The organism is Paraflavitalea speifideaquila, from assembly GCF_032395985.1.
Lineage (GTDB): Bacteria > Bacteroidota > Bacteroidia > Chitinophagales > Chitinophagaceae > Paraflavitalea > Paraflavitalea speifideaquila.
Map to the genome: position 1 here is coordinate 852,137 of NZ_CP135920.1, position 13,458 is coordinate 865,594.

The 13,458-nt window shown below is 47.5% G+C and carries 15 protein-coding genes and 1 pseudogene; 12 read left to right on the top strand and 4 right to left on the bottom strand.

Annotated elements, in window-relative coordinates; all coding sequences use genetic code 11:
* Positions 1 to 461 precede the first annotated feature (461 nt).
* The 4 genes from RS881_RS06085 to RS881_RS06100 are packed head-to-tail and all read left to right on the top strand — an operon-like array spanning position 462 to position 2,909.
* On the top strand, positions 462 to 695 hold the full coding sequence (locus RS881_RS06085) for a hypothetical protein (RefSeq protein WP_315820257.1): 234 nt from the start codon (positions 462 to 464) through the stop codon (positions 693 to 695).
* On the top strand, positions 692 to 895 hold the full coding sequence (locus RS881_RS06090; RefSeq protein WP_315824371.1) for a peptidase associated/transthyretin-like domain-containing protein: 204 nt from the start codon (positions 692 to 694) through the stop codon (positions 893 to 895). Before RS881_RS06085 ends, RS881_RS06090 begins: the two co-directional genes overlap by 4 nt.
* Positions 886 to 1,443 (top strand): TonB-dependent siderophore receptor, encoded by a 558-nt coding sequence (locus RS881_RS06095; protein ID WP_315824372.1) that lies wholly within the window; start codon positions 886 to 888, stop codon positions 1,441 to 1,443. The genes RS881_RS06090 and RS881_RS06095 overlap by 10 nt, the downstream gene beginning before the upstream one ends.
* Positions 1,422 to 2,909 carry a TonB-dependent siderophore receptor gene (locus RS881_RS06100; protein ID WP_315820258.1) on the top strand — a complete coding sequence of 496 codons (1,488 nt, stop codon included), beginning with the start codon at positions 1,422 to 1,424 and terminating at the stop codon, positions 2,907 to 2,909. Before RS881_RS06095 ends, RS881_RS06100 begins: the two co-directional genes overlap by 22 nt.
* A gap of 97 nt (positions 2,910 to 3,006) precedes the next feature.
* Here RS881_RS06100 and fumC read toward each other — a convergent pair whose 3' ends face one another.
* The 3 genes from fumC to RS881_RS06115 all read right to left on the bottom strand — a co-directional run bounded on the left by fumC (position 3,007) and on the right by RS881_RS06115 (position 5,455).
* Positions 3,007 to 4,404 (bottom strand): class II fumarate hydratase, encoded by a 1,398-nt coding sequence (fumC, locus tag RS881_RS06105; protein WP_315820259.1) that lies wholly within the window; start codon positions 4,402 to 4,404, stop codon positions 3,007 to 3,009.
* A gap of 39 nt (positions 4,405 to 4,443) precedes the next feature.
* On the bottom strand, positions 4,444 to 4,698 hold the full coding sequence (locus tag RS881_RS06110) for a substrate-binding domain-containing protein (protein ID WP_315820260.1): 255 nt from the start codon (positions 4,696 to 4,698) through the stop codon (positions 4,444 to 4,446).
* Between the two features lie 94 nt (positions 4,699 to 4,792).
* Positions 4,793 to 5,455, bottom strand: a complete 663-nt coding sequence (locus tag RS881_RS06115) for a LacI family DNA-binding transcriptional regulator (RefSeq protein ID WP_315820261.1) — start codon at positions 5,453 to 5,455, stop codon at positions 4,793 to 4,795.
* A gap of 128 nt (positions 5,456 to 5,583) precedes the next feature.
* On the opposite strand from RS881_RS06115, the gene RS881_RS06120 reads away from it, so the two are divergent.
* The 8 genes and pseudogenes from RS881_RS06120 to RS881_RS06155 all read left to right on the top strand — a co-directional run bounded on the left by RS881_RS06120 (position 5,584) and on the right by RS881_RS06155 (position 12,530).
* The gene (locus RS881_RS06120; protein ID WP_315820262.1) at positions 5,584 to 7,065 is read left to right on the top strand and encodes a DUF1549 domain-containing protein; all 1,482 of its coding nucleotides are present in this window, start codon (positions 5,584 to 5,586) and stop codon (positions 7,063 to 7,065) included.
* Entirely contained in the window at positions 7,014 to 8,312 is a 1,299-nt protein-coding gene (locus RS881_RS06125; protein ID WP_315820263.1) for a DUF1553 domain-containing protein, read from the top strand. The genes RS881_RS06120 and RS881_RS06125 overlap by 52 nt, the downstream gene beginning before the upstream one ends.
* A gap of 101 nt (positions 8,313 to 8,413) precedes the next feature.
* Positions 8,414 to 9,840, top strand: a pseudogene (locus RS881_RS06130) (DUF1501 domain-containing protein).
* Positions 9,841 to 10,090: 250 nt separating this feature from the next.
* Positions 10,091 to 10,354: a hypothetical protein gene (locus RS881_RS06135; protein ID WP_315820264.1), complete on the top strand. Its 264-nt coding sequence runs from the start codon at positions 10,091 to 10,093 to the stop codon at positions 10,352 to 10,354.
* 82 nt (positions 10,355 to 10,436) lie between these two features.
* Positions 10,437 to 11,018, top strand: coding sequence for a sugar phosphate isomerase/epimerase family protein (locus tag RS881_RS06140; protein ID WP_315820265.1), 582 nt, complete (start codon positions 10,437 to 10,439; stop codon positions 11,016 to 11,018).
* A gap of 99 nt (positions 11,019 to 11,117) precedes the next feature.
* Complete coding sequence (locus tag RS881_RS06145; protein WP_315820266.1) at positions 11,118 to 11,351, top strand: DUF2231 domain-containing protein; 234 nt, start codon at positions 11,118 to 11,120, stop codon at positions 11,349 to 11,351.
* A 10-nt stretch (positions 11,352 to 11,361) separates the two neighbouring features.
* Entirely contained in the window at positions 11,362 to 11,898 is a 537-nt protein-coding gene (locus RS881_RS06150) for a c-type cytochrome domain-containing protein (RefSeq protein WP_315820267.1), read from the top strand.
* Between the two features lie 74 nt (positions 11,899 to 11,972).
* Entirely contained in the window at positions 11,973 to 12,530 is a 558-nt protein-coding gene (locus RS881_RS06155; protein WP_315820268.1) for a hypothetical protein, read from the top strand.
* 139 nt (positions 12,531 to 12,669) lie between these two features.
* Here RS881_RS06155 and RS881_RS06160 read toward each other — a convergent pair whose 3' ends face one another.
* A complete protein-coding gene (locus RS881_RS06160; RefSeq protein ID WP_315820269.1) occupies positions 12,670 to 13,446 on the bottom strand; it encodes an enoyl-CoA hydratase/isomerase family protein in 777 nt (258 codons plus the stop codon).
* Positions 13,447 to 13,458: the final 12 nt, after the last annotated feature.

A 13,458-nucleotide genomic window follows, 5' to 3' on the forward strand; every position in this document is an offset into this window, starting at 1 on the left:
AGTATGCTTTTAAGTATATTATTTGAGTCTTTAAAATATTCAAAGAGAGAGCATTTGACCTATTTTCAAAGTTTATTGGTAATGACTTATGCTTGTTTCGGCGCTTTTCTAACCCATCTTATTTTATTTAGCCTGTATTATCTTTTTTGCCATTTGGGTTGTGAAAGTAGTGGAAGGGATGAATTGGATTTATTTGTCAATGATTGCTTTAGCATTAACCTATGTTTTTACAGTTTCAATATGCGACTGGAACCTTTCACAGCCTTTTAACGGAAATTATTGGGATTATCTTTATGAGGGAGGGCACTATCCGGTTTATGCATTTTTCGTGGTCCTGATAGTGACTCCTTTAAGAATTATAAGGATTAAGCGGGCGAATGAGGTAGAAAAGCAAAAAGAGCAGTAGCATGTCCCCAAACTGTTACCCATTTCGTAAGCTGATTTCCTGATCCCGTAAGCGGGTGTCAAGGGTAGTACCTTCCTTTGCGCCCATGAAAATTAAGCTACTCTTTACGCTGTTTTGCTGTGCATTAACCCTGGCCCGCACGTTGTCCTATGCACAGGGCGGCGGGACCCTGCATGGAAAGGTATTTTCTTCGGATGGTCAGCCTGCAGAGGGCGTATCTGTGGTATTGGTAGGTAAAAACACGCTACCACTACCAATACGCTGGGCGAATACAAAATTACTGGTATAGCTCCGGGCAATTATGTCCTCCGGGTGAGTTCTGTGGAACTGAAACCTGTAGAAAAGGAGATATCTATTAAGGAGAATGAAGCTGCTGAATATGATTTCAGGCTTACAGAAAACCATGCTTTCCTGGAAGAGATCGTGATAGCCGGCAGAAAAACAAATTCTATTCCAAAGAAAGTCAGTCGGTGGCCAAGATGCCGCTGAGCCGGCTGGAAAACCCACAGGTATATACTTCGATCCCTAAAAACCTGCTGCGGGAGCAAATGGTGATCGATTTCGGCAGTGCGTTGCGCAATGCACCGGGCCTTTACAAAGTACAGGGCAGCCGGGGTATTAATGCAGATGGAGCCTCTTTCTACTCTCTGCGTGGCTTCCGCACGGAAGCTTCCATGGTTGATGGTGTGCCGGGACAAACGAATGGTGATTATGATCCGGCCTCTATCGAAAGGATCGAAGTATTGAAAGGGCCTTCTGCTACTTTGTTTGGTGGTGCGGTCACTTCTTTTGGCGGCATGGTGAATATCATTACCAAAAAGCCGTTGGATACATTGGGCGGTGAGGTTTCTTATACTACGGGCAGTTTTAACCTCAACCGGGTGATGGCTGATATATACGGGCCGCTCAACAAGGAAAAGACGGTACTATTCAGGTTGAATGCTTCGTATCATCACCAGCTTAGCTGGCAGGATGCAGGCTTCAAAAAACAATATACCTTGCTCCTTCACTGGAATTGCGTGCCAGCGAAAGATTGAAGATCAACCTGAATGCTGATTTCTACAATGCCGAAGCTACCAGCCCTTCTACGGCATTTCTCAATCGTATACGTCCCTTTGTGGCGCATGGGCCTGATGAGTTGAACTTCGACTGGAAGCGTTCTTATACGAGCAATGACCTTACCATGAAAACACCTACGGTGAATGTACGTGCGGTAGGTACTTACAAATTGTCGGAGAACTGGACTTCACAAACGGTCATTTCCAGCAATACCCGGAAATCAGATGGTTATTACCAATACCAGTTTATCCGTAGGAATACGGATGATTCGCTGGAACGGAATGTGTCCTTACAGAATACGATCAACACGGCACTGGATATCCAGCAGAACTTTATTGGCAACTTCAGGATTGCCGGGTTTAAGAACAGGTTGCTGGTAGGGATCGATTACCTGCGGCTGAAAGTGAATAATGACAATTCACCGTATATCGCGTATGATACTGTGAATGGTACGCTGAATGACAAGAATTATGCGAAGATCTCCAAATATGGGGTGGACCAAAAGCTGATGGCGAGCACACTCGCTGCTACCAGGAACCATGGTAGTTCCTATATATACAGTGTTTATGCATCGGATGTGATAAACCTCACTTCCAATCTGTTGGCCATGCTTAGTTTGCGGGTAGATCGTTTTGACAGCAAGGGTACGATCAACCATGCTACCAATGCGATAGTGGCCAACAGTAATTACCAACAAACAGCTTTCTCTCCCAAATTCGGAGTAGTGTATGAGGTGATCAAAAACCAGGTATCGGTGTTTGGTAACTACATGAATGGTTTCAGCAATGTGCCGCCGGTGACACAGCCCATACCGGAACTGTCAGGCACATTCAAGCCGCAGCAGGCCAATCAGTTTGAAGGTGGTGTGAAGCTGGAACTGTTTAACAATCAGCTCAACTTTACGGCCAGCTATTATGATATTAAGGTAGATAATATTACGCGTCCGGATGTGTACAAGCAAAATGGTGTTGATTACAATGTGACGGTGCAGGATGGTACGCAAACGAGTAAGGGTATTGAGTTTGAGCTGAATGCTAATCCTTTACCAGGACTGAATATCAATGGTGGCTATGCACACAATAACAGCAAACTGACGAAGACAACAGCAGCGTTGCAGGGCAGGCGTCCGGCTGCTGCAGGCCCGGCAGATCTGGCCAATCTCTGGGTGAGCTATTCCATATTGAAGGGTGACTTCAAAGGATTGGGTGTAGGTGTTGGTGGCACTTATACCGGTAAGCATATGACGGCCAATTCGGCTGTCACAGGTGTATTTACCTTTGATCCCTATACACTCCTGAATGCGACGGTGTTTTATGAAACAAGAAGGTTCCGCCTGGGTGTTAAGTTTGATAATATCACTGATGAGCAATACTTCCTGGGTCAGGGTACGATCACTCCGCAAATGCCGATGAATGTACTGGCCAATGTGGCCGTGAAGTTGTAGCAACCTATAGTTTCTGGTTCTCTGTGTAAATAAAAGACCCTGTATGTTTTGTTACATACAGGGTCTTTTATTATAATTCGCTTTGATCCTTCTGGTGTCAGATCTTACCCACCATATTGGCTGGGATTACCCATTCGTCAAATTGCTCAGGTGTTACATAGCCCAGCTTCACGGCCATCTCTTTAAGGGTAGTACCTTCCTTATGTGCCTTCTGGGCTATTTCAGCGGCTTTGTAATAACCGATCCTGGTATTGAGGGCTGTAACCAGCATCAGGGAATTATCAACATGCTTTTTGATATTCTCTTCAATGGGTGCCAGGCCAACTGCACACTTGTCATTAAAGCTTACGCAGCCATCACCAATGAGGCGGGCGCTGTGCAGGAAGTTATAGATCATTACGGGCTTGAATACATTCAATTCAAAATGACCGGTAGCGCCACCAATATTAATGGCCACGTCATTACCCAGTACCTGTGCAGCGATCATGGTGAGGGCTTCACACTGGGTGGGGTTTACCTTGCCGGGCATGATGGAAGAACCGGGTTCATTGTCAGGAATGAACAGTTCGCCGATGCCGCTGCGTGGACCAGAGCTCAACATGCGTACATCATTAGCGATCTTCATCAGGCTTACGGCTACTGTTTTCAGGGCGCCATGGGCTTCTACGATCGCATCATGGGCCGCCAGTGCCTCAAACTTGTTCTCGGCGGTGATGAATGGAAGTCCCGTCAGTGCCGCAATATGTTTGGCCACATTCTCTGAATAGTTAGCGGGGGTATTGATGCCGGTACCTACAGCGGTACCACCCAGGGCCAGTTCACTTAAATGGGCCAGGGTGTTTTTGATGGCTTTCAGGCCGTGGTTCAATTGAGATACATAACCGCTGAACTCCTGGCCTACCGTCAGGGGCGTAGCATCCATAAAGTGTGTGCGGCCAATCTTTACCACTTTCATATATTCCTTGCTCTTGGCAGCCAGGGTATCACGCAGCTTTTCAATACCGGGGATGGTTACATCCACCAGCATTTTATAGGCCGCAATGTGCATGGCAGTAGGGAACGTATCGTTGGAAGATTGTGATTTGTTTACATCATCATTGGGATGCAGAAACTTTTCTTTATCCGTCAGCTTGCCACCTTTGATCACATGACCGCGGTAGGCTACTACTTCATTAACGTTCATATTGGACTGCGTACCGGAACCCGTTTGCCATACTACCAGCGGGAAATAAGCATCCAACTTACCAGCCAGTATTTCATCACATACTTGTCCGATCAGGTCCGACTTTTCCTGGGGTAATACACCTGCTTCAAAATTGGTAATGGCAGCAGCTTTCTTCAGGTAGGCAAATGCACGGATGATCTCTTTCGGCATTTTATTCGTGTCCTGTGCAATCTTGAAATTCTCAATGCTGCGTTGGGTCTGTGCGCCGTATAAAGCATCGGCCGGTACCTGCACCTCGCCCATGGTATCTTTTTCAATACGATAATCCATAACAAAAAAATTTGTGGGCAAAGGTAGGCGGATTAGGCCTTAATGCACGATTAATTCGCTTTTTAATACCACGTTCTCATAGGGAATATCCTGCCGGTTGGATTTGGTGTCCAATAGTTTGAATAACAATTCCGTAGCCCTTGCGCCCTGGTCGTAGGGAAACTGTTCAACAGAGGCTATGGGAGGATAGTCGAGGTACCTGGTTACCGATACATTGGCATAGCTCACAAAAGTGATGTCTTTATCGATCTTGAGTTTCTTTTGACGGGCATAATGGATGGCATCCAGGGCCACATAATCATTAAATACCAGGATGGCCGTAGGCTTTTTCTTTTACTCAACAACTGGTCCAGGGCAGCTTCGGTGCTTTGGGTCGACAGGTCGGTGCTTACCAACAGGCTTTCATCAACCGGTAGCTTGTGTTTTTCAGCGCCTCATAATAACCGGCCAGCCTTTCATTTTTAATGCCCAGCGTAGGTGGGCCCTGTATATAACCAATCGTTTTATGGCCTTTATTGATCAGGAATTCTACTGCTTCAATTGAGCTATGGTACAGGTTGCAGCTTACAGAATGCACATCGGGCACATCGGGCACCCGATCAAAAAACACCACCGGGATATCATAACTCCGTATCTGCTCAAAATGGTCAATCTGTGTGGTATTCTTGGATATAGAAGCCAGGATACCATCCACCCGGTGTTTTTTCATGGTTTCCAATATCTTCTTCTCATTCTCAATATCATCGTGCGACTGACCTATCAGTACAATATAGTTATTCTGCAGGGCGATGGCCTCAATCCCATTAATGGCCGAAGAAAAGAATTCCTCGCGCAGGTTGGGCAGTATGACACCAATCGTAAAGGTCTTGCGCTGTTTGAAGAAAATAGCCGTTTGATTGGGTTCGTAATTCAACTCTGCCGCCATCTTCTTCACTGCCAGCCGGGTACGTAGCCCAATGCTGGGGTGATCATGCAATGCACGGGAAACAGTAGAAATGGAAATACTCAGGCGCTGAGCTATTTCTTTAATGGTAGGCAGTTTTTTCTCCATATAAACGAAAATAAACCGGTAATATATTAAAAAAAGACAAACGATTGCGCATCTTCCTTTTTTTTTTTTGCAGGTTAGGGCAGCGGGATTAATGCTAACTTTATCCGTCAGCCAAACGGTTATCACATATGATTGCTCCTGCTGTAAAGAAAACCTTATTGGTTATTGCTGTTTTATTGGCAGCTGTACTGGTATTTACGTTTAGTACCCGTAGCCACACCATTGACTTCAATACCGAAGTTAAACCCATCATTAATAAGAAATGTATTTCCTGCCATGGCGGTGTAAAACGTCAGGGCGGCTTTAGCCTCCTGTTCCGTTCGGAAGCATTGGCCAATACCGAATCGGGTAAACCGGCCATTATTCCCGGCCGGCCTGATGAAAGTGATATGATCCGCCGGCTTACCCTCAAAGACCCCGAAGAGCGAATGCCTTATAAGCATGAACCACTAACCGAGGATGAGATCAAGGTCTTAACGGCCTGGGTAAAGCAAGGCGCTGTATGGGGCGACCACTGGGCCTATGTTCCGGTAAAAGAAACGCCGGTGCCTGCCACCGCTAATGCCAGTGCCCGCAATGAAATAGATCATTTTATTTATGAAAAGTTGGAGGAAGCTAAGCTGAAGCCTTCGCCTGAAGCAGACAAGGCAACCTTGTTGAGGCGGGTAAGCCTCGACCTCACCGGAATGCCGGTAAGTGATGTCGAAGCCCAGCGGTTCTTAAAAAGTACGGCGCCCAATGCTTATGAACAATTGGTGGATACCTTGCTGGCTTCTCCACGTTTTGGAGAAAAATGGGCGGCTGTTTGGCTCGACCTGGCCCGCTATTCAGATACCAAGGGATATGAACGTGATGCGGGGCGCAATATCTGGCGCTACCGCGACTGGCTGATCCAGGCTTTTAATGAAGACAAACCGTATAATGTATTTCTTACCGAACAATTAGCCGGCGACCTGCTGCCCGACCCCTCCGATGCGCAATTCATAGCTACCGCCTTTCATCGCAATACGATGACCAATGATGAAGGAGGAACAGACAATGAAGAGTTCCGTACAGCAGCTGTCCTTGACCGCGTGAATGCTACCTGGGAAGGATTGATGGGCACTACCTTTGCCTGCGTTCAATGTCATAGCCATCCTTATGATCCGTTTACACATGATGAGTATTATAAGTTCATGGCCTTCTTCAATGATACGCGTGATGAAGATACCTATGAAGATTATCCGCTATTGCGGCATTTTACCGATTCGATGAAACAGGAATTGGTAACGATGGTTAACTATGCTACCAGGTATTCAACCAAAGAAGTGGCCCGCGAATGGGAGTTATTTGTAAAAACCTGGGAACCCTCTATCCATTCACTTACTGCCGATGTAATTGCCAATAGTGCACTGGCCGATACCAAGTGGCTCACCTGCCGAAACAATGGTATTGCCCGTTTGAACCAGGTAGACCTGCAGGATAAAACACAATTGATACTCCGTTATTCAACGGGACTGGCAGATGGGGTATTGAACTTACGATTGGATAGCGCTACAGGACCCATTATTAAAAGATCATGTTGCCCGCTACCAAGGGTTGGGAGATCCATCGCTTTGACCTGCCATTAACGAAGGGGGTGCATCCGCTCTATTTAACGTATAGTAGTGCCAGTCTTACCAATCCCGAAGCCAGTGGGGTTACCTTCGACTGGTTTCATTTTGCAGCGGCTTTCCCGGGCAAAGGGCAACCGGGTTTTGCAGAAAATGAAATGCGTTGGTGGGGACTGCTGAATAAAGGTGTACCTGCTACACCCATTATGATGGACAACCCTGCCAGCATGCACCGGCCCACACAGGTATTTGAGCGGGGCAACTGGCTGGTGAAAGGAAAAACCGTTACCCCCGATGTGCCACATGCACTTAACCGTTTTCCAGATAAAGCTCCACGCAACAGGCTGGGCCTGGCCATGTGGTTAACACAAACGGATAATCCCCTCACGGCGCGTACCATGGTCAACAGGATCTGGGAACAATTCTTTGGCGCCGGCCTGGCCGAAACGCTCGAAGACCTGGGCACACAAGGTATTCAGCCTACCCACCGCGAATTGTTGGATTATCTTTCTTACCAGCTAATGCACCAATACAAGTGGAGCATTAAAAAGCTGATACGGGAAATTGTATTATCAGCTACTTACCGGCAGGATTCAAAAGTGAACCCGGAGCTGTTGGAAAAAGATCCTTTCAATAAATTATATGCAAGGGGTTCACGCGTGCGCTTATCGGCCGAACAGGTAAGAGACCAGGGTTTGTGTATCAGCGGTCTGATGAGTAATAATATGTATGGCGCTGCGGTATTCCCCTTCCAGCCTGATGGTATTTGGTTATCGCCCTGGAATGGCGCCCAATGGCGGAATGCAACCGGCGAAAATGCACACCGGCGTGCCATTTATACCTATTGGAAACGTACAGCGCCTTATCCTTCCATGATCACTTTTGATGGAGCGCCAAGAGAAGTATGCGTGTCCAGGCGCATACGTACCAACACTCCTTTACAAGCACTGGTGACCCTGAATGATGAAGTATACCTCGATATGGCGCGGCACCTCGCTTACCGGATGGAGCAACTGGCGGGTAATATCGTACAACAACAGATCAGTAAGGGGTATGAGCTGGCCATGTATAAACCCATTACAGCAGCGAGACTGGCTACCCTGACCAAATTGTATAATGAAGCCCTGCAAAAATATCAGCAGGATAAAGATAAAACCTGTGCTATGATTGGTGTCATGGATCAACACAATAAACCCGAAATGGCCGCGCTGGTAGTCACTGCCAATGCGATGTTGAACCTGGATGAATTGATCACCAAAAACTAGCAGCAATCCGTTACTAACATGACTCAAAAAGAATTGCATAACCAACGCCTCCTCAATGAAGCCAATGCGCGGGCGCTGCATTTTTTACCCGGCGTAACTTCCTGCGGGAAAGTGCGATGGGATTAGGTGCACTGGCCCTGGGATCGTTGCTGGGGATGTGTGGCCCGGGTAAGGAAGAAGCTGTAGCCAATACCGCCTTTGATGCGGCCAATCCATTGGCGCCCAAACTGCCTTTGTTTCCCGGTAAGGCAAAGTCGGTGATCTACCTGCACATGGCGGGCGCTCCTTCCCAACTGGAGTTATTTGATTATAAACCTGCACTGATGAAATTGGATGGACAAGATTGTCCGCCTTCTTTATTGGAAGGGAAAAAGTTTGCTTTCATTAGAGGTGTTCCCAAAATGATGGGACCACAGGCTGCATTCAAACAACGTGGACAAAGTGGTGCCTGGGTATCGGACCACATGCCACATCTGGCTACCGTGGCCGATGAAGTGAGTTTCCTGAAAGCAGTTACTACCGATCAGTTCAATCATGGCCCTGCTCAATTGCTGATGCATACCGGCGCACCACGTCTTGGTCGCCCCAGTATTGGCTCCTGGGCTACCTATGGCCTGGGAACAGAAAACCAAAACCTGCCCGGTTTTGTAGTGCTCACCTCCAGTGGCAAATTTCCCGATGCAGGTAAAAGCGTTTGGGGCAGTGGTTTTTACCCAGCGTTTACCAGGGTGTTCAATGCCGTAGTGAAGGTGATCCCGTATTGTTTATCAAAGATCCAGACGGTATGGACCGTGACCTGCGCAAAGCGTCGATAGATGCTATCAATGAAGTGAACCGGCAACAGTATGCCGAGTTTCAGGACCCGGAAACCTTGTCGCGCATATCGCAATATGAAATGGCTTATCGCATGCAGATATCCGTGCCGGAAGTGATGAACATCAATGATGAGCCTGAATATATTCATGAAATGTATGGCACCCAGCCAGGCAAATCATGTTATGCCAATAATGTATTGCTGGCCCGCAAGCTGGTAGAAAAAGGAGTACGCTTTGTGCAACTGTTCGATTGGGGATGGGATAGCCATGGTACCGATTCCAACCTGGCCATTGATGTAGGGTTCATCAACAAATGCCGACAGGTAGATAAAGCCACTACGGCATTGCTGCTGGACCTCAAGCAGCGGGGTTTGCTGGAAGATACGCTGGTAGTATGGGGTGGCGAATTTGGCCGCACACCCATGATGGAAAACCGGGATGGCAAACAAAACCCCTTCAAAGGCCGGGACCACCACGTAGAAGCCTTTACCATTTGGATGGCCGGTGGTGGTATCAGGAGGGGCGCCAGCTATGGTGAAACAGATGAAATAGGTTATAGCGCCATCAGCGGTAAAACAACCGCCTTTGATGTACAGGCTACCATCTTGAGCCAGCTGGGATTTGACCATGAAAAATTTACGTATCAGTTCCAGGGCAGGCCATTCCGGCTCACGGATGTGCATGGCCGGGTCATTGAGGAGATCATTGCATAAGGAAGGAAATGTCAGGTTGAGTCCCGCCAGCTAGCGGGAAACCGCCTTCGACTAGCAGAGAGGTGACACCTTTCGTTCTCTTAGCAAGCGAAAGGTGTCACCTCTGGGAAGCCTTTAGCTCGCAGCTTGAAACGCACAGCTTGTATTCCAAGGCTCGCGGCTCGTAGCTCAAAGCTCGCCGCTCCAAGTCTACAGTCTGATCAGGAAGTGAAAATGGATAATCATTTATTATCAAAATAAACTAAGGACAATGCCATTATCCCGTAGAAAGTTTTTTGGAATGGGCGCATCGGCCAGTGCCGCTATGATGTTAACATCATTTGAAACATTGGCCATGGAAAAGCCGGCATTCCATACCAACCAGGGTTATTCATTAAAGATCATGGGTACCAACTGGGGTTTCCGGGGTACAGTGGATGAGTTTTGCGCCAGGGCAAAAAAGAAGGGTATGATGGTATTGAAATGTGGTGGCCAGGTGATGCAGCAGGACAGCAAGAGTTATTTGCTGCCCTAAAAAACATGGACTTGATATTGGCTTCCTTTGCGGCGGATCATCCAGTAACTGGCAACAACACCTGGCCGATTTTAAGAAGGCCGTGGATGCAGCAGCCAACAATACCAGCCAACGACCCCTGTACATCAACTGCCACTCGGGCCGCGATTATTTTTCTTTTGAACAGAATAAAGCCTTTATTGAACATACTACCCAACTGGCCAAACAAACGGGTATCCGTATTTGCCATGAAACACACCGGTCGAGGATATTGTTTGCCGCTTCCATTGCCAGGCAGTTCATGGAACAATTGCCCGATCTGCGCCTTACACTGGATATTTCGCATTGGTGTACAGTACATGAAAGCTTCCTGGGCGATCAACCCGAAACGGTAAAACTGGCCCTGGACCGTACGGATCATATCCATGCGCGCGTAGGCCATCCCGAAGGGCCACAGGTGAGCGATCCCCGTGCACCCGAATGGGAACCGGCCGTAAAAGCACATATCGCCTGGTGGGACAGCATCGCCGAAAAGAAAAAGAAGGCAGGACTGCCTTTGACCATCCTTACAGAATTTGGTCCGCCCGATTATATGCCCACCCTGCCTTATACCCGGCAGCCATTGGCCGATCAGTGGGCCATCAATGTGCACATGATGCAATTGCTTAGAAAACGATATTCTTAAATAAGCGGCGGGCCTTGTGCTACGAGCTTCGAGCTACAACCTAAGGGGGCTCAAAACTTGTATTTCAAGGCTCGCGGCTCAAAGCTCGCAGCTCGTAGCTTGTTTTCAACTATGTCTTCATTCATTGGTCATTTCCACCCCGTATTCGTACACCTGCCCATTGGGATTCTTATACTCGCGTGTATCCTCCAGCTGATAGAAAAGAGAAAGCCGGGTACTGATTTTGCGCAGGCTATTACCACTTCCCTGTTGATTGGTATGATCAGTGCGGTTATTGCCTGCATTACCGGTTATTTTTATCGCACAGCGATGATTATGATGAACAAATGGTGAATCAGCACCAATGGCTGGGTATAGGCGTAGCGGTGGTTGCCATTGTATTGTATTTTCTGCGCAGGCGCAATACCGCACAACGCTGGCATTGGCCCTTGATGATCTTATTGATTGTGCTGGTAAGTATTACGGGGCATATTGGTGGATCACTTACCCATGGTTCGGATTATTTAACCAGGGCATTTACAGATGGAGCCAGGGAGGCGATACAGCCAAACGCGTGGTTATTGCCAATGTGCAGGAAGCCGGAGCCTATAAGGAGGTTATACAACCCCTGCTGGAAACCAAATGTTATAGCTGCCACAATAAGAACAAACAAAAAGGTGGCTTGCGTATGGATGAGCAGGCACTCCTGCTGAAAGGCGGAAAGAATGGAGTAGCCTTAACACCCGGCAAGGCTGCCGAAAGCGAAATGATGAAGCGCCTATTGTTGCCGCGTGAACATGATGACCATATGCCGCCCAAAGAGAAACCTCAAATGTCCGAAAGCGAAATAGCCCTGGTACATTGGTGGATCGAATCAGGCGCTTCCTTCGATAAAAAGTAAAAGAACTGGAGCAGCCCGCCGCTATAAAACCAGCACTACTGGCCCTGCAAACGCCCACTATTGAAAAGAAGGCATTGCCTGCCGCCATTCCGGCCGAGCCAGTAGGTAAAGCAGATGACAGCGCACTGAAAAGAATAAGAGCGCTGGGCGTAGTGATCATCCCGGTGTCGAAGGCCAGCAATTACCTGTCAGCCAATTTCATAACAGCCGGCGGGGCAAAGAATAAAGACCTGGAATTGTTATTGCCTGTAAAAAAACAACTGGTATGGTTAAAACTGGGCATACCCTCCCTGAATGATACCGGCTTACATATTATTGCCCAATGCAGCAATATCACCCGCCTGCAACTGGATCATACCAATATTACCGATGCCGGCTTACAGCAGTTGAAAGGACTTAAACATTTGCAGTACCTCAACCTGGTAGGAACGAAAATAAGTGCAACGGGCCTTCTCCAATTGAAGGGGCTTGAACAACTCCAATCTATTTATTGCTATCAGACCGCCATCCGGAAAGAAGACTATGCTCAATTACGGCAAGCCTTTCCCCATGCCCTCATTGATTCAGGCGGATACCAGGTACCGCTGTTGACGACAGATACCCAGGAGGTAAAGCCGATGCTGAATAAGTAGTCCGAAAGTCCGGAAGTCCGAAAGTCCGGAAGACGGGAAGTCCGGAAGACGGGAAGTCCGAAAGACGGAAGTCCGGAAGTCCGGGTTTGGAAGCCTGATGTCCGGGGTCTGAAACCGGACAGTGAAATTTGACAGCTTTTTATTTGCCTTTGAATACAGGTTTTCTTTTTTTTTCCAAAAAGGCGGTGACGCCTTCCTGCATATCTTCCGTAGCAAAGCATTCTCCAAATTTCTGTATCTCCAGGTCATATCCCTTTTGCGTATGATCAAATTGATTGATACACTCAATAATATTGGCAATGGCAATGGGCGCCTTGGATTGTATGTTTTGCAGGATCTCTTTTACCTTGGGCAACAGTTGATCAAGCGTTACTACCTCATTCACCAGTCCGTATTGCTGTGCTTCCGCTGCGTTGATCATCTTCCCGCTCATTAATAGTTCCATCGCCCGGCCCTTACCTGCTGCCTGTAGCAGCCTTTGTGTACCACCATAGCCGGGAATTAAACCCAGGTTCACTTCGGGTTGTCCGAACCTGGCATTGTCCGAAGCGATCATAAAATGACAGGCCAGGGCCAATTCACAGCCACCACCCAGTGCAAAACCATTCACGGCTGCTACAATGGGTTTGGGAGCGTTTTCTATTTTGAAAAAGATATCATGGCCCTTTTTAGCCAATGCCATACCTTGTTCTTTGGTCAATCCCTGAAACTCGCTGATATCAGCACCTGCTACAAACGCTTTACTGCCCGATCCGGTAATGATAGCCGACTTAATACCCGTATTGTTATATACTTCATCAATAGCTTTGCTCAATTCATCCATCACTGTTTTATTCAGTGCATTCAATTTGTCGGGACGGTTGATCGTAATAATACAAATTTGCTGTTCTACTTCTACAAGCAATGTTTCGTACATAACAAAGATTTT

Excerpts from the sequence above, each read along its gene's own strand:
- RS881_RS06095 (WP_315824372.1), top strand. The coding sequence starts at position 886 with ATGCCGCTGAGCCGGCTGGAAAACCCACAGGTATATACTTCGATCCCT.
- fumC (WP_315820259.1), bottom strand. The coding sequence starts at position 4,404 with ATGGATTATCGTATTGAAAAAGATACCATGGGCGAGGTGCAGGTACCG.
- RS881_RS06115 (WP_315820261.1), bottom strand. The coding sequence starts at position 5,455 with ATGGAGAAAAAACTGCCTACCATTAAAGAAATAGCTCAGCGCCTGAGT.
- RS881_RS06120 (WP_315820262.1), top strand. The coding sequence starts at position 5,584 with ATGATTGCTCCTGCTGTAAAGAAAACCTTATTGGTTATTGCTGTTTTA.
- RS881_RS06125 (WP_315820263.1), top strand. The coding sequence starts at position 7,014 with ATGTTGCCCGCTACCAAGGGTTGGGAGATCCATCGCTTTGACCTGCCA.
- RS881_RS06135 (WP_315820264.1), top strand. The coding sequence starts at position 10,091 with ATGCCATTATCCCGTAGAAAGTTTTTTGGAATGGGCGCATCGGCCAGT.
- RS881_RS06150 (WP_315820267.1), top strand. The coding sequence starts at position 11,362 with ATGGCTGGGTATAGGCGTAGCGGTGGTTGCCATTGTATTGTATTTTCT.
- RS881_RS06160 (WP_315820269.1), bottom strand. The coding sequence starts at position 13,446 with ATGTACGAAACATTGCTTGTAGAAGTAGAACAGCAAATTTGTATTATT.